This window comes from Roseovarius sp. 217, assembly GCF_000152845.1.
Classification (GTDB): Bacteria; Pseudomonadota; Alphaproteobacteria; order Rhodobacterales; family Rhodobacteraceae; genus Roseovarius.
This window is the reverse complement of the sequence record NZ_CH902584.1, coordinates 1,646,221-1,666,272: the sequence shown is the minus strand read 5'-3', so window position 1 is coordinate 1,666,272 and position 20,052 is coordinate 1,646,221. Positions and strand designations below refer to the sequence as shown.

General features: G+C 58.4%; 23 protein-coding genes and 1 pseudogene. 14 read left to right on the top strand and 10 right to left on the bottom strand.

Annotation, left to right across the window (positions count from 1 at the left end; translation table 11 throughout):
* Positions 1-17: 17 nt before the first annotated feature.
* The 3 genes from ROS217_RS07940 to ubiE form a co-directional block, all read right to left on the bottom strand.
* Positions 18-2,138 carry a YjbH domain-containing protein gene (locus ROS217_RS07940; protein WP_009817191.1) on the bottom strand — a complete coding sequence of 707 codons (2,121 nt, stop codon included), beginning with the start codon at positions 2,136-2,138 and terminating at the stop codon, positions 18-20.
* 127 nt (positions 2,139-2,265) lie between these two features.
* Positions 2,266-3,798: a 2-polyprenylphenol 6-hydroxylase gene (ubiB, locus tag ROS217_RS07935; protein WP_009817190.1), complete on the bottom strand. Its 1,533-nt coding sequence runs from the start codon at positions 3,796-3,798 to the stop codon at positions 2,266-2,268.
* Between the two features lies 1 nt (position 3,799).
* Positions 3,800-4,543, bottom strand: a complete 744-nt coding sequence (ubiE, locus tag ROS217_RS07930; protein WP_009817189.1) for a bifunctional demethylmenaquinone methyltransferase/2-methoxy-6-polyprenyl-1,4-benzoquinol methylase UbiE — start codon at positions 4,541-4,543, stop codon at positions 3,800-3,802.
* 86 nt (positions 4,544-4,629) lie between these two features.
* On the opposite strand from ubiE, the gene mutM reads away from it, so the two are divergent.
* Both mutM and ROS217_RS07920 read left to right on the top strand, forming a co-directional pair.
* On the top strand, positions 4,630-5,481 hold the full coding sequence (mutM, locus tag ROS217_RS07925; protein ID WP_009817188.1) for a bifunctional DNA-formamidopyrimidine glycosylase/DNA-(apurinic or apyrimidinic site) lyase: 852 nt from the start codon (positions 4,630-4,632) through the stop codon (positions 5,479-5,481).
* 64 nt (positions 5,482-5,545) lie between these two features.
* A complete protein-coding gene (locus ROS217_RS07920) occupies positions 5,546-6,322 on the top strand; it encodes an enoyl-CoA hydratase (RefSeq protein WP_009817187.1) in 777 nt (258 codons plus the stop codon).
* A 190-nt stretch (positions 6,323-6,512) separates the two neighbouring features.
* On the opposite strand, the gene ROS217_RS07915 is transcribed toward ROS217_RS07920, so the two are convergent.
* Positions 6,513-7,499 (bottom strand): adenosine kinase, encoded by a 987-nt coding sequence (locus ROS217_RS07915; RefSeq protein WP_009817186.1) that lies wholly within the window; start codon positions 7,497-7,499, stop codon positions 6,513-6,515.
* Positions 7,496-8,140 (bottom strand): endonuclease III, encoded by a 645-nt coding sequence (gene nth / locus ROS217_RS07910; RefSeq protein WP_009817185.1) that lies wholly within the window; start codon positions 8,138-8,140, stop codon positions 7,496-7,498. Before nth ends, ROS217_RS07915 begins: the two co-directional genes overlap by 4 nt.
* A gap of 98 nt (positions 8,141-8,238) precedes the next feature.
* Between nth and ROS217_RS07905 the strand changes: the two genes are divergently transcribed.
* Together ROS217_RS07905 and ROS217_RS07900 are read left to right on the top strand one after the other, a co-directional pair.
* Complete coding sequence (locus ROS217_RS07905; protein ID WP_009817184.1) at positions 8,239-9,075, top strand: methylated-DNA--[protein]-cysteine S-methyltransferase; 837 nt, start codon at positions 8,239-8,241, stop codon at positions 9,073-9,075.
* Between the two features lie 125 nt (positions 9,076-9,200).
* Positions 9,201-9,860 carry an OmpA family protein gene (locus tag ROS217_RS07900; protein WP_009817183.1) on the top strand — a complete coding sequence of 220 codons (660 nt, stop codon included), beginning with the start codon at positions 9,201-9,203 and terminating at the stop codon, positions 9,858-9,860.
* A 56-nt stretch (positions 9,861-9,916) separates the two neighbouring features.
* Here ROS217_RS07900 and ROS217_RS07895 read toward each other — a convergent pair whose 3' ends face one another.
* Both ROS217_RS07895 and ROS217_RS07890 read right to left on the bottom strand, forming a co-directional pair.
* Positions 9,917-10,306, bottom strand: coding sequence for a c-type cytochrome (locus ROS217_RS07895; RefSeq protein ID WP_009817182.1), 390 nt, complete (start codon positions 10,304-10,306; stop codon positions 9,917-9,919).
* Positions 10,307-10,377: 71 nt separating this feature from the next.
* Complete coding sequence (locus ROS217_RS07890; protein WP_009817181.1) at positions 10,378-11,952, bottom strand: lysine--tRNA ligase; 1,575 nt, start codon at positions 11,950-11,952, stop codon at positions 10,378-10,380.
* A 120-nt stretch (positions 11,953-12,072) separates the two neighbouring features.
* Between ROS217_RS07890 and ROS217_RS07885 the strand changes: the two genes are divergently transcribed.
* The gene (locus tag ROS217_RS07885) at positions 12,073-12,498 is read left to right on the top strand and encodes a tellurite resistance TerB family protein (protein WP_009817180.1); all 426 of its coding nucleotides are present in this window, start codon (positions 12,073-12,075) and stop codon (positions 12,496-12,498) included.
* A gap of 6 nt (positions 12,499-12,504) precedes the next feature.
* Here ROS217_RS07885 and ROS217_RS07880 read toward each other — a convergent pair whose 3' ends face one another.
* Entirely contained in the window at positions 12,505-13,854 is a 1,350-nt protein-coding gene (locus tag ROS217_RS07880) for a FliI/YscN family ATPase (RefSeq protein ID WP_198134875.1), read from the bottom strand.
* 85 nt (positions 13,855-13,939) lie between these two features.
* Between ROS217_RS07880 and ROS217_RS07875 the strand changes: the two genes are divergently transcribed.
* From ROS217_RS07875 to ROS217_RS07835, 9 genes and pseudogenes are all read left to right on the top strand, one after another.
* Positions 13,940-14,329, top strand: coding sequence for a FlgB family protein (locus tag ROS217_RS07875; RefSeq protein WP_040650444.1), 390 nt, complete (start codon positions 13,940-13,942; stop codon positions 14,327-14,329).
* 9 nt (positions 14,330-14,338) lie between these two features.
* Positions 14,339-14,731: a flagellar basal body rod protein FlgC gene (gene flgC, locus ROS217_RS07870; protein ID WP_009817177.1), complete on the top strand. Its 393-nt coding sequence runs from the start codon at positions 14,339-14,341 to the stop codon at positions 14,729-14,731.
* 12 nt (positions 14,732-14,743) lie between these two features.
* On the top strand, positions 14,744-15,034 hold the full coding sequence (gene fliE, locus ROS217_RS07865) for a flagellar hook-basal body complex protein FliE (RefSeq protein WP_009817176.1): 291 nt from the start codon (positions 14,744-14,746) through the stop codon (positions 15,032-15,034).
* Positions 15,035-15,038: 4 nt separating this feature from the next.
* Complete coding sequence (locus tag ROS217_RS07860; protein WP_009817175.1) at positions 15,039-15,308, top strand: flagellar biosynthetic protein FliQ; 270 nt, start codon at positions 15,039-15,041, stop codon at positions 15,306-15,308.
* 1 nt (position 15,309) lies between these two features.
* Positions 15,310-16,023: a flagellar hook-basal body complex protein gene (locus tag ROS217_RS07855; protein ID WP_009817174.1), complete on the top strand. Its 714-nt coding sequence runs from the start codon at positions 15,310-15,312 to the stop codon at positions 16,021-16,023.
* A gap of 14 nt (positions 16,024-16,037) precedes the next feature.
* Positions 16,038-16,823, top strand: a complete 786-nt coding sequence (flgG, locus tag ROS217_RS07850) for a flagellar basal-body rod protein FlgG (RefSeq protein WP_009817173.1) — start codon at positions 16,038-16,040, stop codon at positions 16,821-16,823.
* Complete coding sequence (flgA, locus tag ROS217_RS07845) at positions 16,820-17,239, top strand: flagellar basal body P-ring formation chaperone FlgA (protein WP_009817172.1); 420 nt, start codon at positions 16,820-16,822, stop codon at positions 17,237-17,239. The genes flgG and flgA overlap by 4 nt, the downstream gene beginning before the upstream one ends.
* 8 nt (positions 17,240-17,247) lie before the next feature.
* Positions 17,248-17,983 (top strand): annotated as a pseudogene (gene flgH / locus ROS217_RS07840) (flagellar basal body L-ring protein FlgH).
* Positions 17,984-18,006: 23 nt separating this feature from the next.
* Positions 18,007-18,498, top strand: coding sequence for a hypothetical protein (locus tag ROS217_RS07835; protein WP_009817170.1), 492 nt, complete (start codon positions 18,007-18,009; stop codon positions 18,496-18,498).
* Between the two features lie 30 nt (positions 18,499-18,528).
* Here ROS217_RS07835 and ROS217_RS07830 read toward each other — a convergent pair whose 3' ends face one another.
* Entirely contained in the window at positions 18,529-18,966 is a 438-nt protein-coding gene (locus tag ROS217_RS07830; RefSeq protein ID WP_157046567.1) for a hypothetical protein, read from the bottom strand.
* The gene (locus tag ROS217_RS07825) at positions 18,963-20,051 is read right to left on the bottom strand and encodes an EscU/YscU/HrcU family type III secretion system export apparatus switch protein (RefSeq protein ID WP_009817168.1); all 1,089 of its coding nucleotides are present in this window, start codon (positions 20,049-20,051) and stop codon (positions 18,963-18,965) included. The genes ROS217_RS07830 and ROS217_RS07825 overlap by 4 nt, the downstream gene beginning before the upstream one ends.
* Position 20,052: the final 1 nt, after the last annotated feature.

Genomic DNA, 20,052 nt, shown 5'->3' with positions numbered 1-20,052 from the left:
GGGCAGCGATCGGCACATCATCTCCAGAACTTCCCCCAACTCGCGGCCGCGTCGCGTCTGTGCGATGTCCGAACTGTTTCATATAGACGCCCGCTGACATTCAAACGCTGACCACCATCGCGGGTTAGCGAGCGGATGACGGCCGTCGGCGCCTGCTGTGTCGGCTTGCCCAAGATCCAAGAGATTGGCGCAGTTATGCGAATGCCCTTGTCAAACGATCCTTCGCCGAAATCCTGAGCCGAAACATCAGTTTTCGTCGCGAACGCACCCACCTTCCAACCGTTGGCGAATTCGCGGTCGAGGCCTAGCGTTACACCCCAGTCCCCTGCCAGATAGCGCCCGGCATCAACCTGCGCGTGATATCCGCCACCAAAATCATAATAGACCGACGCATGCCCATTGAACTCGGGGATCGCGCCGCTGATCGTGTTCCGATCGCGCAAGCCAAAATCACCATCAAAATCACGTGGTCGGACATAGTTCAACTCAGCGCCTATTGCGATCCGGCTGTCTACTGGCCGCCACAGCACCTCTGTCGAGACCCCAGCATACATCTGCTCCAGATACCCCACAGTCCCCCGGGCGTAGACGTCCGGAGCAAGGCGCTGATACTTGCTCAGGGTCAGCCAGTCGAGACGAGGCGCATCCGATTTTGCATAAAGCGCCGCATCGGAGCGCACCCGCGGTATGCGCGAATTGCTGACTCGGTTCGATTTATCAAGGTTGCCAAAGAGTTTGACGGATGTCGCCGCACGCGCCACCCATCCTCGCCCAAATTCCACCTGACCTTGAAACCGAAGCGCAACATCGATCCGCGCCGGATTATCAGGATCAAACAAGCTGATCCGCGTAAAGGGATTGATCCCCCAACCGTAACGCGGAAACTTGCCCGGCAAAGGTTCGGGCAGATTTCCAAATCGCAGACTGTCGCTGAAAGTTGCCGCCGCCAGAGCGTCATCAGCGGCCGTATGTTCCAGCCGCTCAATATCACTGCGTGCGAAACTGACCGTGCTGGCGGGAATTCCCTTTACGTAGAGGGTGATATGAAAGTCCTCGACAGAGGCGGGCAAAACCCGTGTCATCACGCGGGCTGTTCGGCCAAGTGCCTGCGAGGTCTGGTCATAGGTTTCGTTCTGAATTCCAACATAGGCGGCGCGATCTTCTAGCCGCAACCTGATCAGGTCAATTTGATCCTGTGCAAGGGTCTCATCAAGCGCCTTGCTGACTTGCGCCCGCGCGGCTGGCACAGTGGCCCAACCAAGGTCACGCGCCGCGTCCGGATCACGAACCGCAACAGGCAATGGTGCAGGTTCCAACCCTCCAGGAATTGGCATTCGGCGCGGGTTGATCGCTATGGAAAGGTTCACACCAATTTCCTCACCGTGCAGGACAAAGGCCCGCATGGTGGCATCTTGGCCCAGCTTGTAGGTCAATCCAAAATTGATCGGTGTGCTTTGATCAAAGATGCCCGCCGTCTTCTCCGTGTCGTAGTTATCGGATGAATACTCGACAGCAAAAGCCAGCTTTTCGCTGATATCGTAGCTGAATCCACCGAAGAAACCGATGTCCCCCTTGAACCAGTTTGAGATGCTCACATCGCCACCGGTTCCGACACCGGCAAAGTTAAAGGGCGTGCGGGTTCCGAACCCACCAATTGAATTGCTCGAGCCAAACCGCCCCCAACCCAAGCCCGCAGTTACACGCAAACGGTCTCGATAGGATTTCGTGGCAACCAGGTACTCGCCTCCGAGAACCCCCGTCCCTAGAAAGTCCTGAAGTCCGATCGCGATTGCCGGTGAATAGTCGGTTTCCTTGAACAGTCGGAACCGCAAATCAAAACTACGGTCATAGAAGGTGCTGAACTGTGGCGTAAGATCCCGCGTGCCCGAGTAGCGAAAGCTGCCTGTGATCCAAGGTGCAATCTGAAAGCTGAGCGTGGTCTTACTGAAGCCATCGAAATAGGCAACTGTCGTGGATAGCTGCGCATCCGGGGCCATTTCCGCCGTCGGCATATCCCAAAGACCACCGGGTGTTCCGTAATTGTTTGTCACGGTTGTTGTCAGATCATTCGCCGACGCACTCGAAGCAGCGACCAAAACCACCGTCGCGCCGAACATGTTCCGCAATCTGCCTGTCATCGACTGTTCACCTGCTCCGAGCGCCTTCACTTTTCTCTTGGGGGACAATAACCGTCACAGTGCAACACAGCAATGTGCGTTTATAAATCAATCCACTTTGACCCACAAAAGCGCGAACATCGCACATTCAGATCAGAGTTGCGGCAATCGCCACGCCCAAAATACCGATCACAACGCCCAGACCTGACCAGAGCGCGCGCTCAGGCCAAACAGAGCGCTTAGGCGGCACCTGTGGCGCAGTTTGACGAATAAGAGCCGCCTCTACCAGCCCCGGCAACCTCGGGCCGTAGCGTGACAAAACCATCGCTGTCCGCCCCAAATCCCTGAGAGCGGCCCGCGGACCAATGGTCTGTTTTATATAATCTTCGACCACTGGCTTGGCGACCTGCCATATATTGATCTGAGGGTTGAGGCTACGCGCCACCCCCTCAACCACAACCATGGTCCGCTGAAGCAGAATCAGTTCAGTGCGCGTTTCCATGCCGAAACGCTCGGTCACTTCGAAGAGATAGCTCAGCAGGCTCCCCATCGAAATCTTGCTCGCATCCATGCCGAAAATCGGCTCGCCAACTGCCCGCAATGCACGCGCAAAGGCATCGACATCGCGATCCGCAGGCACATAGCCTGCCTCGAAATGCACTTCGGCTACACGTAGGTAATCCCGCTTTATGAATCCGTAGAGGATTTCCGCGTAAACCCGACGGGTATATTCATCAATATGCCCCATGATACCGAAATCATAGGCGATGACATTGCCATTGGCGGCCACCTTGAGATTTCCCTGATGCATGTCGGCATGGAAATAGCCATCCCGCAAAGCATGGTTGAGAAATAGTTGTAGCACCCGCTCACCCAGTTCAGAACGGTCGTGTCCGGCAGCATCCAGAGCGGCGTTGTCCCCCAACGGCAGCCCATCCGCCCAAGCCATGGTCATCACGCGCCGCGACGACAGGTTCCATTGCACGGTGGGAAGTTGAAATCCCGCATCCTGCGCCGTATTCGCCGCGAACTCAGAGGCCGAAGCCGCCTCAAGTCGCAAATCCAACTCGCCCGTCACCACACCTTCGAAATGGGCAATCACATCCGTGGGGCGAAGTCGGCGCGCACCCGGGGCCAGCAATTCGATCATCCGCGCGGCGAAATAGAACGCGTCTATATCGCGCCGGAAAGCCCGCTCAATCCCGGGGCGCAGGACCTTGACCGCCACTGCTTCGCCGCTATCCCGCAGCCGCGCCTTGTGGACCTGCGCAATAGAAGCCGCAGCAACCGGTGGGCTGAAATCGTCAAACATATCTTCAACCGGCCGCCCGAGTTCGTAAGCGATGCTGCCCTTTGCAAGCTCAACCGAAAACGGCGGCAGCTTGTCCTGCAGCACGCGCAACTCGCCAGCCAGCTTTTCACCAACAAGATCGGGCCGCGTGCTCAGAATCTGCCCGAACTTGATATAAGCAGGCCCAAGGGCGGTCAGCGCCCGAGGTGCAGGTGGCGTCGAGGGGTCTCCCTTGTAGCCCAACCATTGAAACGGCCAGGCCAGAAACCGCATCGTCCCACGCACCATCGGCGGAGCCTCGAATGCATCCATGATCAGACCCATGGCACCCGTACGTTCCAGGGTCGCACCCGTACGGATCAGCCGCAGAATATTGTGCGGTCCGCGCATCTCAGATCTTCCAGCCGGAATGCAAGCAGGCGATTCCGAGACTCAAATTGCGGTACTTTGCATTCTCGAATCCTGCCGCCCGCACCATCTGCAGAAATGTCTCTTGGTCAGGAAACTGACGGATAGATTCCACCAGATACTGATAACTGTCGCGATCATCCGCGATCATCTGCCCCAAACGCGGGATGATGTTGAAGCTATAAAGGTCATAGACCTTTTGCATCAACTCGTTGGGGATCTGACTGAATTCCAACACCATCAACCGCCCGCCGGGCTTGAGCACGCGAAACGCCTCGTTCAGCGCCTCTTGCGGGCGGGTCACGTTGCGGATGCCAAAACTGATCGTGTAGACATCAAAGCTGTTGTTCTCAAACGGCAGCGCCATCGCGTCGCCCACCACCCAATCGAGGCTTTCGGCCATCTGCTCTGCCTCGGCACGCTTGCGCCCCTCAATGAGCATCGGCTCGGTCAAGTCCAACACTGTCGCGTGCGCCTGCCCTGCCCGCTTGAGAAAGCGAAAGGAAATATCCCCCGTTCCCCCCGCGACATCGAGCAGACGTTGACCCGAGCGTGGTGCCAGCCAATCCATCATCGCATCTTTCCATACGCGATGGATGCCGAGCGACATTGCGTCGTTCATCACGTCATACTTGCTGGCAACACTGCCAAAAACGCCGCGCACGCGCCGGGCCTTCTCTGACTCGGGGATGTCTTGAAACCCGAAATGCGTGGTTTTTTCGATCATGGGCCTTGCCGCTCTTGTGTCTCGCCTTTCTTATAGGGCTATGACAGGGGGTTACAATGCGCCCCTTGTGCCCATCGAGGTCCGATATGCCCGAATTACCCGAGGTTGAGACAGTCCGCCGCGGCCTTGCCCCGATCATGGAGGGACAGGTGATCGCCCGCGCCACCGTGAACCGCCCCGACCTGCGCTGGCCCTTTCCACCCGAAATGTCGGCACGCCTGACGGGTCAGCGCGTGCTGGCGCTGCGGCGGCGATCAAAATACCTTCTTGCAGACCTTGCTTCGGGTGAGACATTGCTCATTCACTTGGGCATGTCAGGTCGGATGCTGATATCGGGTGATCCCCTCGGCCAGTTTGTTCACGCGCATCCAGCCCCTGAAAAGCACGACCATGTTGTGCTTGATATGGCGGGCGGCGCGCGGATCACGTTCAATGACCCGCGCCGGTTTGGGGCAATGGACCTGATGCCCACGACCACGGCAGAATCGCATCCACTTTTAGCTCGGATCGGTCCAGAACCGCTGGGCAACGACTTTAACGAACTCTATCTGACCGCCGCACTCAAGGGTCGCAATACCCCGATCAAATCCGCGCTTTTGGATCAGCGAATCGTCGCAGGCTTGGGTAACATCTATGTTTGTGAAACTCTCTATCGCGCAGGCATTTCGCCCCTGACACGCGCCGGGACGCTCTCGGCCAAACGCGCCGCATCTCTGGTGCCAATCATCCGAGACGTTCTCCGGGACGCCATTACCGCGGGCGGCTCTTCGCTGAGGGATTTCCGGCAAACCGATGGCGAACTAGGCTATTTTCAACATAGTTTTGACGTCTATGGGCGTGAGGGCGACCTATGCCGCAACTCGGGATGCACCGGCCTGATCACGCGCGTCATTCAGGCAGGCCGATCCAGCTTCTATTGCCCGAAGTGTCAAAGATAGGTTGAACGCGCGGCCAACAGTGGTAATGAATCACCCCTGATGCAAACAAATGAAAGCTGATTTCATGGCCTATGAGACGATCATCGTCGAAATAGAAGACCACGTCGCCCTCATCAAGCTCAACCGCCCCGATGCGCTCAACGCGCTCAATGCGCAGTTGATGTCGGAACTCGCAGAGGCATTGGGCGAAGCGCAACAGAATGAAAAGGTGCGCTGCATCGTCCTGACCGGCTCGGAAAAAGCCTTTGCCGCCGGGGCCGACATCAAGATGATGAGCGAAAAGAGTTTTGTCGATGTCTTCACAGAAGATCTCTTTACCGCTGACAGCGCCGCCATCTGCCGGGTGCGCAAACCGATTATCGCCGCCGTGTCGGGCTATGCGCTTGGTGGAGGCTGTGAACTGGCAATGATGTGTGACTTCATCATCTGCTCTGATACCGCCAAATTCGGCCAGCCCGAAATCAATCTTGGCGTGATCGCGGGCCTTGGAGGCACGCAGCGACTGACACGGCTGGTGGGCAAATCCAAGGCGATGGACATGAATCTCACAGGCCGCTTCATGGATGCCGAAGAGGCAGAGCGTTCTGGGCTGGTCAGTCGGGTCGTGCCCGTCAAAAAGCTGATGGAAGAAGCGTTAAGCGCCGCTCAGAAGATTGCGGAGAAATCCCAGATTTCGGTGATGGCAGCGAAAGAGTCGGTCAATCGCTCCTATGAGACCACGCTGCGCGAGGGACTGCTCTTTGAGCGCCGCGTGTTCCACTCGCTCTTTGCCACCGAAGATCAGAAAGAGGGCATGGCCGCCTTTGCCGAAAAACGCGAGGCACAGTTCCGCGACAAGTGACGCCGTTTGGCGCGCGCAATGCGCGCCCGGGTTTGACACACGCAACACCCGGGCGCGACTTGTCCTTGGGCGGTCATCAGCTCTCCAGCCTGTACCGCAGCACAAGCATCGCATGTCAGGGTTAACAAAGCCTTGCGCTTTTTCTTGGCAGAAATACTCAAATCCGACGCTGGTTGAGTAGACAAACGCCTCAGATCAGCCCTTCTGCCGCAAAGAGCGCCTTGACGTCCGCCTCGGGCCGCGCGCCGTAATGGCCGATCACCTCGGCGGCGGCGATGCAGCCCATACGGCCGGCCACGGCCAAGGACTGGCCGGTCGCCAGGCCGTAGAGCAGGCCCGCGGCAAACTGATCGCCCGCGCCGGTCGTATCAACCGGGGTCACGCGGTGCACCGGCACGGTGACGGTCTCATCGCCTTGCACAAGCACGACATCATGGCCCGATCGGGTGCAGACAATCAGCCCGCTCTCAGATGCCGCCTGTTCCAGCGCCGCCCCCAGATCCTCGGTCTCATAAAGCGCGCACCATTCATGCTCGTTGCCGATCACGTAGTCCAACTCGCGCAAGAGACCCCGGAAATCGTCGCGGTGGCGATTGACGCAGAACGGGTCAGAGAGGGTGATCCCGGCCTTGCCGCCACCTGCCCGTGCGGCCCGCGCCGCCGCTTGAAACGCCGCCTTGCCCTTGGGCTTGTCAAAGAGATAGCCCTCAAGGAACAAAAGCTCTGCCTGCCCGGCCGCCGCCTCGGGCACATCCGCATCGTCGAGTTCGGTCGAGATACCCAAATAGGTGTTCATCGACCGCTCGCCGTCGGGCGACACAAAGATCATCGAGCGTGAAGTGGGCAGCGCGCCATTGCTCCGCGGCGGGTTGACGAAATCGGTGCCGACCTCGGCCATGGCCGCCGCATAGTAGCGCCCCAGCTCGTCATCGCTGACCCGTCCGATAAACCCGGTCGAGAGGCCAAGCGCGCCCAGTCCCGCGATGGTATTGGCGACCGAACCCCCCGGCATCTGCCGCCGGTCGGCCATGTTTTCATAAAGAAACTCGGCGCGCTCGGTCTCGATCAATTGCATCACGCCCTTGTCGACACCTAGGCGCTCCAGAAAGGTGTCATCGCATTGGCTGATCACGTCCACCACGGCATTGCCGATGCCGACGGCCTGATATTTGGTCATAGGGTCTTGTCCTCGAATAAGCAGAGATCACGAATAAGGCACGTGCCGCAGGCGGGTTTGCGTGCTTTGCAGGTATAGCGCCCATGCAGGATGAGCCAGTGATGCGCGTGGCGCTGAAAACCCACTGGTACGTTGTCTTCGATGGCGCGTTCGACGGCGACCACATCGCGACCCGGACCGATGCCGCTGCGGTTGCCTACGCGGAAAATATGCGTATCAACGGCCTGCGCCGGATAGTGCCACCACATGTTGAGCACCACATTGGCCGTTTTGCGCCCGACGCCCGGCAACGATTGTAGCGCGGCGCGGGAATTGGGTACGCAGCCGCCATAGTCCTCAACAAGGATACGGCTGAGTTTCATCACATGCTTGGCCTTATTGCGATAAAGACCAATGGTCTTGATATGCTGGATCAGCCCCTCTTCGCCCAAATCCAGCATCTTTTGGGGCGTGTCGGCGATCTTGAAGAGATCCCGCGTGGCGCGGTTCACCCCCACATCCGTCGCCTGCGCCGACAACGCCACAGCCACGACGAGGGTATAAGCATTGACATGGTCCAACTCACCCATAGGCTCAGGCTCTGCGGCCTGAAACCGGGTAAATATTTCGCACATCGCGTGGTAATCGAGTTGGCCTGCCATGGCTGCTCTATGCCGGGAAAAATACGGATGCGCAACATTCGGGTCGCATGCTCTGGTCCACCGCTTTATCTTGAGGGTGAAACGACAGGAACACCAACATGACCGCTCATTCCGAACCCAGCTATCATTATCACGTCATGCGACGCGCCATCGCGTTGATTGATAGCGGCGGGGAGACGCTGACGCTGGAAGAATTGTCACGGGAAATGGGCATGAGTGCGGCCCATTTTCAACGACTTTTCTCACAGTGGGTCGGCGTTTCTCCAAAACGCTATCAACAGTATCTGATGCTTGGCCATGCCAAGGAAATGCTGGCACAGCGCTTTACCACACTTGAAGCGGCTGATGCAGCAGGGCTTTCGGGGTCGGGGCGGCTGCACGATCTGTTCTTGCGGTGGGAAGCGATGAGCCCCGGTGAGTTCGCCCGTCAGGGCTCCGGGGTGACGATCAATTTCGGCTGGTTCGACAGCCCATTTGGCGAAGCCCTCGCTATGGGCACCGAGCGTGGACTCTGCGGTCTGGCCTTTGTCGGGGAATTCGGTCGGACGGTCACAATGAGCGATATGCAGTCTCGCTGGCCGAATGCAATCTACAACGAAGCCCCTGACCGGATCGCAGCGTGGGTTCACGCAGCTTTTGGGGGCAAGGGAGAGGCCGCGTTGCACATGATCGGCGCGCCCTTTCAGATCAAGGTGTGGGAGGCCCTTCTTCAAATACCATCAGGCCATGTAACCACCTATTCAGAAATCGCATCTGCCGTCGGCCATCCGCGTGCGGTACGTGCTGTGGGGACTGCGGTGGGACGCAACCCTGTCAGCTTTCTCATCCCGTGCCACCGTGCGTTGCGCAAATCCGGCGCACTTGGCGGCTATCATTGGGGCTTGCCGGTCAAACGCGCCATTCTCGCATGGGAGAGTGCCAGAGCCGACGTGTAGGCGGAAATCTGCGCGACTTCCCGCCCGTTTTCCCCTCGTTTGATCTTGGGTGAGCTCATGTTATTGCATATCATCGCCCAACACCCGAAACCTAGGGCCAGTGTAATCAAAGAGGCGAACATCCAATGATCCGAGCGAAAAAATCCCTTCTGCTGCTCTCAGGCGCATCCCTTTTTCTGGCTGCGGCTTGCACCGAACCAGGCTATGTCACCGGTAACAATACCAACCAAAAGACGAAGCAGGGAGCCATCCTTGGTGGTATCATTGGTGCTGGCACAGGTGCGATTGTCAGCGACGACAAAGGAAAAGGCGCGCTGATCGGTGGTATTCTTGGCGCAGCAGGCGGTGCCACCATCGGCAATGCACTCGACCGCCAAGAGGCGGAACTGCGCCAACAACTCGACAATGACGTCCAGATCGTCAACACAGGGGATCGCCTAATCCTCACAATGCCACAGGATATCCTGTTCCCGGTCGATAGCTTTACCGTGGCATCCGTCCTGAGAGATGACCTCCTCAAAGTGGCTCAAAGCCTCCAAGCCTATCCCGATACGACAGTGCAGGTCGTGGGCCACACCGACAGCGACGGTGCCGCCAGCTATAACCAGAGCCTGTCAGAGCGTCGCGCCAACGCCGTTGCGGATGTCCTGGCGAGCGGGGGCGTGTCCTATGGCCGGCTCCGGGCATTCGGTCGAGGCGAAGATCAACCGGTCGCCTCGAATCTGACGCCCCAAGGCAAGGCGCAGAATCGCCGGGTCGAGATCGTTATTCTGCCAAATGCCTAAAGGTAAGTGAGATCGAAGAATGTGACTGATCGCCCTCTGGTCAGTCACATTCTGCGTTACTGAGCCTGAATGCTCTGAAGATAGGCCATAAGAGCAGCCAACGGTCGTGGCGTCGGAGTGAAAACACCATCCCCCACATCCACGGGTACGGTATCGCCTTCCAGTAAGAGACCGAACTCGGGCATCTCCTGCCCCGGAAGACCTGTGCGGTCATAGCCATCAATCACCGACAAAACACGCGCACGCGGAAAGACACCGGCCTTGGAGAGCTGTGTCAGGTCCGCAGGACGCGGCGACAGATCGGTCGCCCAAGGACCATCGCCCTTGCCTGATGCCCCATGGCATTGTGCGCAATTGGCATTGTAAATTACCGCGCCTTCGCTGGCATCCGGCATCGAAATCGTCTGGGCGCAGGCCGCCACAGCCAATGCGATCAGAACTGTCATTGTACGCATCGCTCGCCCCTTTGTTTTTCGGCAAGGGTAGCAAGCGCATCCCACCCGCGCAACGATCCTGATTACGACAACTCGCCCGCAAGCCCCTTGTCGATGAGCGTCACAGTCTCGGCCACGCCATAGAGGGCAATGAACCCCCCAAACCGTGGCCCCTGAGACGCGCCGAGCAGCACTTCGTAGAGCGCCTTGAACCAGTCGCGCAGCGGATCGAACCGATCACGTCCGACCGAATAGACGATGGATTGAAGTGCCTCATCCTCAGCTGGGCCATCATAGGCGGCGAGGTGGTTGCGCAGATCCATCAGCGCCTCACGCTCCAGATCCGTGGGCGCGCGGTAGGTCTTGGCCGGTGCGACGAAATCCTCGTAATACTTGACCGCATACCCCGCCGCTGCGTCGAGATCAGGATGTGTCTGTGCCGTTGCGTCAGGCGCATAGCGACGGATAAAGCCCCAGAGAGTTTCCTTGTCCCGCGCGGCCGAAACCGAGGCGAGGTTGAGAAGCATCGAGAATGGCACGACCATCCGGCTTTCTGGCACAGCCCCGCCGTGGATATGCCAAACTGGGTTAGCCAGCTGCTGGTCCAGCGTCTGATCCGCATAAGCGCGCAATTGCTGGTGATATTCATCGACGGCCTTGGGGATCACGTCAAAATGCATCCGCTTGGCGGTCTTGGGCTTTTGAAACATGAAATAGGACAGACTCTCGGTCGCGGCATAGGTCAGCCATTGGTCGATCGAGACACCATTTCCGGAAGACTTGGAAATCTTCTGCCCGCCTTCATCCAGAAACAGTTCATACGTGAAATGTTCTGGCGCAGGCGCGCCGAGCGCCCGACAGATGCCGTCGTAGATCGGCGTATTGGTCGAATGGTCCTTGCCATACATCTCAAAATCGACGCCAAGGGCTGCCCATCGGGCACCAAAATCAGGTTTCCATTGTAGCTTGACGTGGCCACCTGTCACCGGCAGCGTCCATTCACGGCCTGTCTCATCATCAAAGGTGATGGTGCCGTCTTTGGCATTCACCTCCTTCATCGGAACATAGAGGACGCGACCAGTTTCCGGATGGATCGGCAAAAAGATCGAATAGGTCTGCTGTCGTTCTTCTCGCAACGACTTGAGCATGATTTTCATGATGTCGTCATAGCGTTCTGCCGCGCGCAGCAGGACTTCGTCGAACTGACCAGAGCGATAGAAATCCGTCGCTGAGTAAAATTCATACTCAAAGCCGAACGTATCGAGGAACCGCCGCAGCATCGCATTGTTGTGATGACCAAAGCTTTCATGCGTGCCAAAGGGGTCCGGGACGCTCGTCAACGGCTTGTGCAGGTGCTCCAAGAGCATCTCGCGGTTCGGCACGTTTCCCGGAACCTTGCGCATCCCGTCAAGATCGTCGGAAAAGCAGATCAAACGCGTAGGAATATCGCTGATCACCTCAAACGCGCGCCGGATCATCGTGGTGCGCAGGACCTCTCCAAAGGTTCCAATATGCGGCAGGCCAGACGGCCCGTAACCCGTCTCAAACAGCACATAGCCCTTTTCCGGCGGGGCCTTTTCATAGCGTTTGAGCACGCGGCGCGCCTCTTCAAAAGGCCAGGCTTTCGAATTCATCGCGGCATCGCGCAGATCGGACATTGGTCACTCTCCAGTTTCCCTTGGCCGAAACACCGGCAAGGCATCGCCGCTACCTATTGCCGGGGGACCGAACAGTCAATATTCTGCGCCGCAACATAGCCCCGTGCGAAAGGCCCGCAGATGTCTGATCCGATCCCACATCCCCTCACACCGCAAGATTGCCTTGTGGCGGTGATGATCGCCGTTTCGGCCTCGGATGAGGATATGCGCACCGCAGAACTCATCAAGATCGAGAGCACGGTGAACAACCTGCCGATCTTTGCCGATTACGACCTCGACCGGCTCCGAGTGATGTCGCAGACCGTGCTCGATCTCTTCACGGTCGAAGAGGGGCTCGATGCGCTCTTTGGGCTTGTGCGAGCAAACCTTCCCGAGCGGCTGTTCGAAACCGCCTACGCGCTCGCCTGCGATGTGGCCGCCGCAGATGGGACACTCAATGAGCGCGAGTTGCGCCTGCTCGAAGAAATCCGCTACGAGCTCGACATCGACCGCCTCCATGCTGCGGCCATCGAGCGGGGCGCGCGGGCGCGGCACATGACCGCCTAAGCGCCTTCACTGCGACGAAGCCCGCACAACCGGCGTTCCAGCCCGCCTCAGGATGACACCGAGGCGGGCAAAACTGTTCTTGACCGAAACCGCCTCTTTATCTGCGAGAAATCCGTCTAGGTCTGGCCAGATTCGAATCGCCTGATCCAATTCCGGATCGCTTCCCTCGGCATAGAGCCCGGCCCTGATCATGGTCTCAGAGCGGGAATAGCTGCTCAGTAGCGCGCGCGCGCGCGCGATCAACGCATTCTCCTCGTCACTTGCAGCACGCGGCAGGCTCCGCGACACGGAGCGCAATAGATCAATCGCAGGATATCGCCCCCGCTCGGCGATCTGACGATCCAGGATCACGTGCCCATCCAGCACTCCGCGCAGAATATCGGCAATCGGCTCGTCCATGTCAGACCCCGCCACCAGCACCGTCAAGAGAGCGGTGATATCACCCATACTTTCGGCACCTGGGCCCGCCCGTTCACAGAGCGACATGATCAGATGTGCTGTCGATGATGGAAACCCACGCAGGGCAGGCATTTCACCAGCCGCTGTCGCGACCTCTCGATGCGCTTCGGCAAACCGAGTAATCGAATCGGCAAGAAACAAAACCTGCTTCCCCTCGTCACGAAAGAACTCCGCGACCGCCATCGCGGTCCAGGCGCAGCGTCGGCGAATGAGCGGCGAGCGGTCAGATGTCGCGGCCACGATCACAGAACGCCGCATGCCCTCCGGCCCCAGCACAGTCTCGACGAACTCCCGCAGCTCACGCCCGCGTTCTCCAATCAATGCGATCACGACGACATCAGCCTGCATGTGACGCGCCAAATGTCCCAGAAGCATGGATTTTCCCACCCCTGATCCGGCAAATAATCCAACGCGCTGCCCCCGAACGATCGGCAGCACGGTATTGAACGCCACCATTCCGGTTTCCAGACGCGCGCCAAGCGTGCGCCGTCGCGTAGGGGCTGGCGGGTCAGCGCGCAACGCCCGAATATTGGCCCCACGCAACAACGGTCGCCCATCAAGTGGCTCCCCGAACGGGTCGATGATCCGGCCCAACCACGAGTGTGACGGTGCGACGGAATTCTCTTGGCCCAAGATCACCCGATCCCCGAGCGCCACGCCATCCGGACTGGTATCGGGCAACACAACTAGGGACGCGGCCTCGAGCCGGATCACCTCTCCGTGCAATGCCCCGTCCGATCGGCGTTGGATCACGACCCGATCCCCGAGCCGGGCCTCGGCAGACAAACCGCTGATCTGCAAGGAACTTCCTTGCACCGCAGAGACCCGGCCCATCATCCGCATCGGCCGCAACGCCGATATTTCAGCCCGGAGGCCTGCCATGTCCTGTCTGATCATCGAACGCTCCAATCATGTCCTGAAAACAATTTCTAAAGGAATCAGGGTTAAGCCTTGGTTGAAGCCAATCGAGGGAGAAGCCCCGATGTTTGAAAAACTTGAGATCTTTCGCATGGCCCATGCCATGGCCCGCCATGCCGGAGCGCGTCAGGCTGTCGTGTCACAGAACATGGCCAATGCCGATACCCCGCATTACGCCGCACGAGATATCGTCGCCTTTGCGGAGTCCTACGAGACGGACAAGACGACCCATGTTTCCCGTGCCACCCGCACCGGACATCTTCTTGGACAATATCACCGTCTCGGATTTGACGTGGCTGAAGACCCAACGGCGATCAAAGACCCCAATGGCAACTCTGTCTCGCTTGAAACTGAGATGCTGCGGGCGGTCGATGTCAAACGTCAACACGACCGCGCGCTTGCGATCTACAAGTCTTCGCTCGCCGTGCTGCGCACGGCGATCGGGCGGCGATAGGAGCGCAGGATGAGCGATTTCTCCAACGCCCTCTCAGTTTCTGCCAGTGGCCTCAAGGCTCAGGCACAGCGACTGGTTCATGTGTCCGAAAACATCGCCAACGCCGACACCCCCGGATACCGCCGAAAGACCGTTTCCTTCGAGACGGCCTTTGCAGGATCGGAGGGTACTGGTGCCGTAGAGGTGAGCCGCGTCAACCTCGACAGGCGCGAGCTTCAGAAAATCTATGATCCCAGTCATCCGCTCGCGGATGAAACCGGCCATTATCAAGGGTCGACCGTCGATTTGATGATCGAAATTGCCGACGCGCGCGAGGCGCAGCGCAGCTACGAGGCCAATCTCAAGATGTTCGATCAAGTCCGGCAAATGTCTGCCGGGCTGATGGACCTATTACGCCGTTAAAGGAGAGCCAGAATGGATATCACAGCACTGACTGCCGCCCAAAAGTACACCGCCACACGCACCGCGACAGAACCGGCACTTGGACAGGGAACCGGAGGAGCGGCATTTCAGAACATCGCCAAGGACTTTGCCGCAACGCTCAAAGAGGGCGAGGAAGTCGCCAAGTCAGCCATGATCGGCAAAGCCGATCCCCATAGTCTCGTGCAGGCACTGGCACAAACAGAACTGGCGGTCGAGGCTGTGATCACGGTGCGTGATCGAGTGGTGGAAGCATATCAGGAAATCCTACGGATGCCGGTGTGATCCCATGCTCAACGAGGTTCTGTTCTTTGACACATTGCGCGAGGCGCTTTGGATTTCAGTGATCATATCCTTTCCGATCCTGACCGTTGCACTTCTGGCGGGCCTCGTTGTCGGGCTCTTTCAGGCCCTCACCTCGATTCAGGAACTGACGCTGACCTTTGTCCCCAAACTCGGGGCCATCATCGTCGTGTTCTGGGTCACCATGGGGTTCATGACACAAACGCTGGTGAGGTTCTTTCAGGACCGGCTGATCCCGATCATTACAGGAGGCTGAGTTGGAAACTGCAGGCTATACGACCCTCACCCGGCAATCGGGCCTGTTGCGCGAATTGCAGGTGGTCGCCAACAACATCGCCAATGCTGCGACCACCGGCTACCGTCAGGAGGGGCTGATTTTTTCCGAGTTCGTCAAGCGTTCCGAGGGTGGCCCGTCTCTCTCGATGGCGCAGGGCAATGTGCGGATGACCTCGACAGTGCAAGGGCCGTTGAGGCCGACCGGCGGCACGCTTGATCTGGCCATTGAGGGCGAGGGATTCTTTCTGATTGAAACGCCTTCGGGCGAACGCCTCACACGCGCGGGAGCTTTCACGCTTTCTGCGCAGGGTGATCTTGTGACGCCGGACGGGTTCCGCGTTCTGGATGCGGGCGGCGCGCCAGTCTTTGTACCACCAGACGCCAAGAGCATTGGTCTCTCGCCGGATGGCACGCTCAGCGATAATGGCCGCCCCCTGGCCCAGATTGGCCTCGTGCGCCCGATCGACAGCTTGGACGTGATCCGCGAGGACGGTGTCTTGTTCCGCACCAACGGCGGCTTTGAGCCGGTCGAAGACGGTCGCGTGCTCCAAGGCTTTCTCGAAGGTGCCAATGTCGATCCAATCGGCCAGATCGCCCGCATGATCGAGGTCCAGCGCGCCTATGAGATGGGCCAGAGCTTTCTTGATTCTGAAAACGAGCGGGTGATGACCGCGCTCGACTCCCTTGTCCGTTAACCAAGGAACGCATCATGCATATCCTCAAGATCGCCGCAACCGGCATGGCCGCCCAGCAGATGCGGGTCGAGACCATCTCGAACAACCTCGCCAATATGTCCACCACCGGCTACAATGCACGACGGGCCGAATTCGCTGATCTGCATTATCAGCAACTGGCCCGCGCGGGCACCATAAATGCCACCGATGGCACGGTCCTGCCCACCGGTGTGCAGCTTGGGCTTGGCGTACGTCCTGCGGCGATTTCCGTACAACTTGCTCAGGGATCACTCTCGCAGACCAACGGCGATCTGGACGTGGCGATCGAAGGCAATGGCTATCTAGAGGTCACTTTGCCCTCTGGCCAGGCCGCATATACCCGTGACGGCGCGCTCAAACGCTCAGCTGACGGGATTATCGTCAACTCCGAGGGCTTTCCTGTCGCCCCTGAAATCACCATCCCAGAGGATGCCCGCAGTATCACCATCAACGCCGAAGGCGAAGTATTCGCGTTCTTTCAAGACAATGCCGAGGCGCAACAACTTGGCCAATTGGATCTAGCGGGTTTCAGCAATCCCAAGGGGCTTGAGGCGATCGGCAGCAACCTCTTTGTCGAAACTGAGGCCTCTGGTCCTGCAAATGTCACCACCGCGGGACAAGACGGGCTTGGCACCCTGCGCCAAGGCTACCTCGAGGATAGCTCGGTCGATCCGGTGCGCGAGATTACCGAACTGATCGAGGCGCAGCGTGGTTACGAGTTGAACGCCAAGGTGATCACCGCTGCAGACCAGATGCTCAGCGCGACAACGCAGGTACGATGATGCGGTTTCTCACGTCTTTTCTGATGCTTATAATCGCAAACCCAGCTCTCGCCGATATGGTCGTGGCCACCCGCACGATCCGCGCTCAGGAGGTTCTTGGCCCCGCCGATCTTTTACTGAAACCAGGCGAAGGCATCTCCGATGTCACGCTGCACGATCTGATTGGTCAGGAAGTCCGTGTCGCTCTGTATCCCGGGCGTCAAATCCGGGCGGTGGACGTGGGACCGCCCACCGTCATCGAACGCAACCAGATCGTGCCACTGGTTTACGCACACAGTGGCCTGAGAATCGAGACGGAAGGCCGCTCTCTCTCGCGCGCAGGGGTCGGTGATTATGTCCGCGTGATGAACCTTGCGTCGCGCGCCACTGTCTCGGGCCGTGTCACTCAGACCGGTCACATCCTGGTCTCACGATAGGAGCGGCGATGCTTGACCTTAGATATCCAATTCTAATCGGATTGCTTTCGTTCCTTGCCGCCTGCGACCGTATGGATCACATAGGCAAGCCTCCCAGTTTCACTCCAACAATGAATTCCACCGAGCAGCTTGCAATGCTTAATCCCGGCTTGCCTCTCACGGCACCGCACGACACGCCGTTCCAACGCGCGTCACTCTGGAGTGGGGGCAAGCAATCCCTTTTGGGCGACAGGCGCGCGGCACAGCGCGGCGACATCATGACAGTCGTGATAGAGATCGACGAAGCGGCGGAAATCTCGAACTCTACATCGCGCTCCCGCGGAAGCACTGAGGACCTTGCAATCCCCGGTCTTTTTGGCCTCCCACAACGGATCAATCGGAGCTTGCCTGAAGGGGCCAGCCTTGAGTCTGCGGTCGACATAAGCTCTTCCAGCCAATCAGGCGGGGATGGGTCGGTCAGCCGGAGCGAAGAGTTGACCCTTAGGGTAGCAGCCACGGTGATGCAGGTCCTGCCAAAACGGCGTATTGGAAATCCAAGGATCACAAGAGGTGCGGGTAAACTTCGAACTGCGCGAGTTGCTGGTCTCTGGCTTTGTCCGCCCCGAGGACATTTCACGGCAGAATGAGATCACCTATGACAAGATTGCCGCCGCGCGGATTTCTTACGGAGGGCGCGGTCAGATCACTGATGTGCAGCAACCCCGGATTGGCCAACAAGTTCTCGACGCCATTTTACCATTCTGACTCTTTCTCAAAGGAAACGAACGATGAGTGCAAAATTGCTACCGATCCTCCTGCTTGCCATCGGAGTCGCGGCGGGCGCCGGGGCGGGAATTTTTCTCAAGCCAGATCCGGAGTCTCCGGGTACAGACACGTCGCATGCCCCAGACGCCGCACACCCGGACCACTCGGAGCAAGCGTCGCCTCAAGAAGACCCAACTGAAATTGTAAAACTGAACAACCAGTTCGTCATTCCTGTTGTCGACAAGAATATGATCAGCGCATTGATGGTCATGTCCCTGAGCGTTGAAACTGGAGTGGGGCGAAGCGCGGAAGTCTATGATCGTGAACCGAAGCTGAGGGACGTATTCCTGCAGGCCCTGTTTGATCATGCAAACATGGGTGGATTTGACGGTGCGTTCACTCAGGCGAGGAATATGGACGTCCTGCGCTCTGCGCTTCTCGACGTCGCAACCGATGTTCTCGGCGATGCGGTCCTCGGCGTTTTGATTACGGAAATCGCACGGCAGGATGTCTAACCCTGCGTGATCCCTGGCACACGGTTTTGGTTAATCGCCAGCAGTCTCTTGCGCCCTTTTCAATCTGCCGAGTTCCTCAAGCAGATCGTGCTGTTGTTTCATAGATCGCTGGCCGTATGCTCGATCCTGATCTTGCAAGAGCTCAGTCGCCGCCAAATACTTGCCATAGGCTCGGCGTAACAAATTACTCACCTGTCCTTTGCGTCCGAGCACTCGGGCCAGATCTGCGTGGAGGTTCGCCTTGCTGCGTCCAATCCAACCTTGCCATGTCAGGTCAGCGCCAATCTCACGATAGCCCTGCAGCCGACTGTCGGGCACGTCTCGGGCCGCAAACCGAACCTCTTCGATCTGTCTCAACTCTGCACGCAACCGCCGCTCGTCGACCAAGAGAGCTTGCATTCTGGCAGCCTCGGAACGGTACATTGCTTCTGTCACGCAGACCAACTCAGAATAGCTATTAGACTTCATCCAAAGCTCCTTGCCTTGCGCCGCATGTCCTCGGCATATCGGATGGCGACAGCGACAGCGGCGTAATAGGTGGGATCAATTTCTTGGCCAATTTCAGTCGTGGCATGCAAAGCACGGGCTGTTGCGGGATCTTGCTGCACGGGGACGCCGCTCTCGTAGGCGAGATCGCGGATCGCGAGGGCTATGTGATCCACACCCTTGGCCACACAGATCGGCGCCGCGCCCGGCGCACGGCTCCATTTCAGGGCTATTGCGTAATGGGTTGGATTGACAATCACCACATCGGACCCCGGCACCTCCGCCATCATCTGCCGAGAGGCGATGTCCATCCCGCGACGACGGTGCTGCTGCTTCACGGCGGGATCGCCGTAATTCTGCTTGAATTCATCGCGCAATTCCATGTGCGACATTCGTTGGCGGCGCAGGTGCTCGAAAAACTGCCACGTAAAATCTGCAGCGCCGACCGCCAGTGTGATCAGGAGAACGACCAGTAGAAACTCGATGATCAGTTGGCCAATCATAACCCCGATCATGGCAGGCTCGGCATGCAGCGCACCCACCATTTCTGACATGCGATAAGACAGAAACAGTCCCAACAGAATGCAATATAGCGACAGCTTTGCAATGCTCTTGCCAAACTCAAAAAGGCCTGAAGCGCCAAATTTGTTCTTGGCATTCTCGATCGGATTGATACGCGAAAGTTTGGGCTCCAACTTGGATGGGGCAATGACGAATGCGCGCTGCGCGATCACAGTCAATAGGGTCACAGCTGCGGGAAGAAGAAACAGCGCGGAAACGGCCAAGGCAACTTTTGTCAGAACCGTCCCCAAAGCAGCAGACGCGTGGCCCCCTTGAAACAGGAGATCAGCAAAGGCGTGTGGTTGACCAAGCAACACGGCGAGATTGGCGCCGGTCGTCTGAGATACCGGTCCTCCCAGCGCCAAAAGCGCAAGCAAGAGACCTCCGTATGAGCCAGCGGTGTTCAAATCAGCAGAGCGTGCGATCTCCCCCTTCTTGCGGGCCTCGTCCATCTTATTCTGGGACGCCTCATGCGGCTTCTCGCTCTCGTCCTCTTCGCCAGCCACG

What these genes read in the sequence shown, in the direction of transcription:
- ROS217_RS07920 (WP_009817187.1), top strand. Translation starts at nt 5,546, where the DNA reads ATGGCCTATGAGACGATCATCGTCGAAATAGAAGACCACGTCGCCCTC.
- ROS217_RS07880 (WP_198134875.1), bottom strand. Translation starts at nt 13,854, where the DNA reads ATGATCAGACAGGACATGGCAGGCCTCCGGGCTGAAATATCGGCGTTG.
- ROS217_RS07885 (WP_009817180.1), top strand. Translation starts at nt 12,073, where the DNA reads ATGTCTGATCCGATCCCACATCCCCTCACACCGCAAGATTGCCTTGTG.
- ROS217_RS07875 (WP_040650444.1), top strand. Translation starts at nt 13,940, where the DNA reads ATGTTTGAAAAACTTGAGATCTTTCGCATGGCCCATGCCATGGCCCGC.
- ROS217_RS07890 (WP_009817181.1), bottom strand. Translation starts at nt 11,952, where the DNA reads ATGTCCGATCTGCGCGATGCCGCGATGAATTCGAAAGCCTGGCCTTTT.
- flgA (WP_009817172.1), top strand. Translation starts at nt 16,820, where the DNA reads ATGATGCGGTTTCTCACGTCTTTTCTGATGCTTATAATCGCAAACCCA.
- ubiB (WP_009817190.1), bottom strand. Translation starts at nt 3,798, where the DNA reads ATGCGCGGACCGCACAATATTCTGCGGCTGATCCGTACGGGTGCGACC.
- ROS217_RS07905 (WP_009817184.1), top strand. Translation starts at nt 8,239, where the DNA reads ATGACCGCTCATTCCGAACCCAGCTATCATTATCACGTCATGCGACGC.
- ubiE (WP_009817189.1), bottom strand. Translation starts at nt 4,543, where the DNA reads ATGATCGAAAAAACCACGCATTTCGGGTTTCAAGACATCCCCGAGTCA.
- mutM (WP_009817188.1), top strand. Translation starts at nt 4,630, where the DNA reads ATGCCCGAATTACCCGAGGTTGAGACAGTCCGCCGCGGCCTTGCCCCG.
- fliE (WP_009817176.1), top strand. Translation starts at nt 14,744, where the DNA reads ATGGATATCACAGCACTGACTGCCGCCCAAAAGTACACCGCCACACGC.
- ROS217_RS07940 (WP_009817191.1), bottom strand. Translation starts at nt 2,138, where the DNA reads ATGACAGGCAGATTGCGGAACATGTTCGGCGCGACGGTGGTTTTGGTC.
- ROS217_RS07900 (WP_009817183.1), top strand. Translation starts at nt 9,201, where the DNA reads ATGATCCGAGCGAAAAAATCCCTTCTGCTGCTCTCAGGCGCATCCCTT.
- flgG (WP_009817173.1), top strand. Translation starts at nt 16,038, where the DNA reads ATGCATATCCTCAAGATCGCCGCAACCGGCATGGCCGCCCAGCAGATG.
- flgC (WP_009817177.1), top strand. Translation starts at nt 14,339, where the DNA reads ATGAGCGATTTCTCCAACGCCCTCTCAGTTTCTGCCAGTGGCCTCAAG.
- ROS217_RS07915 (WP_009817186.1), bottom strand. Translation starts at nt 7,499, where the DNA reads ATGACCAAATATCAGGCCGTCGGCATCGGCAATGCCGTGGTGGACGTG.
- nth (WP_009817185.1), bottom strand. Translation starts at nt 8,140, where the DNA reads ATGGCAGGCCAACTCGATTACCACGCGATGTGCGAAATATTTACCCGG.
- ROS217_RS07895 (WP_009817182.1), bottom strand. Translation starts at nt 10,306, where the DNA reads ATGACAGTTCTGATCGCATTGGCTGTGGCGGCCTGCGCCCAGACGATT.
- ROS217_RS07835 (WP_009817170.1), top strand. Translation starts at nt 18,007, where the DNA reads ATGAGTGCAAAATTGCTACCGATCCTCCTGCTTGCCATCGGAGTCGCG.
- ROS217_RS07860 (WP_009817175.1), top strand. Translation starts at nt 15,039, where the DNA reads ATGCTCAACGAGGTTCTGTTCTTTGACACATTGCGCGAGGCGCTTTGG.
- ROS217_RS07830 (WP_157046567.1), bottom strand. Translation starts at nt 18,966, where the DNA reads ATGAAGTCTAATAGCTATTCTGAGTTGGTCTGCGTGACAGAAGCAATG.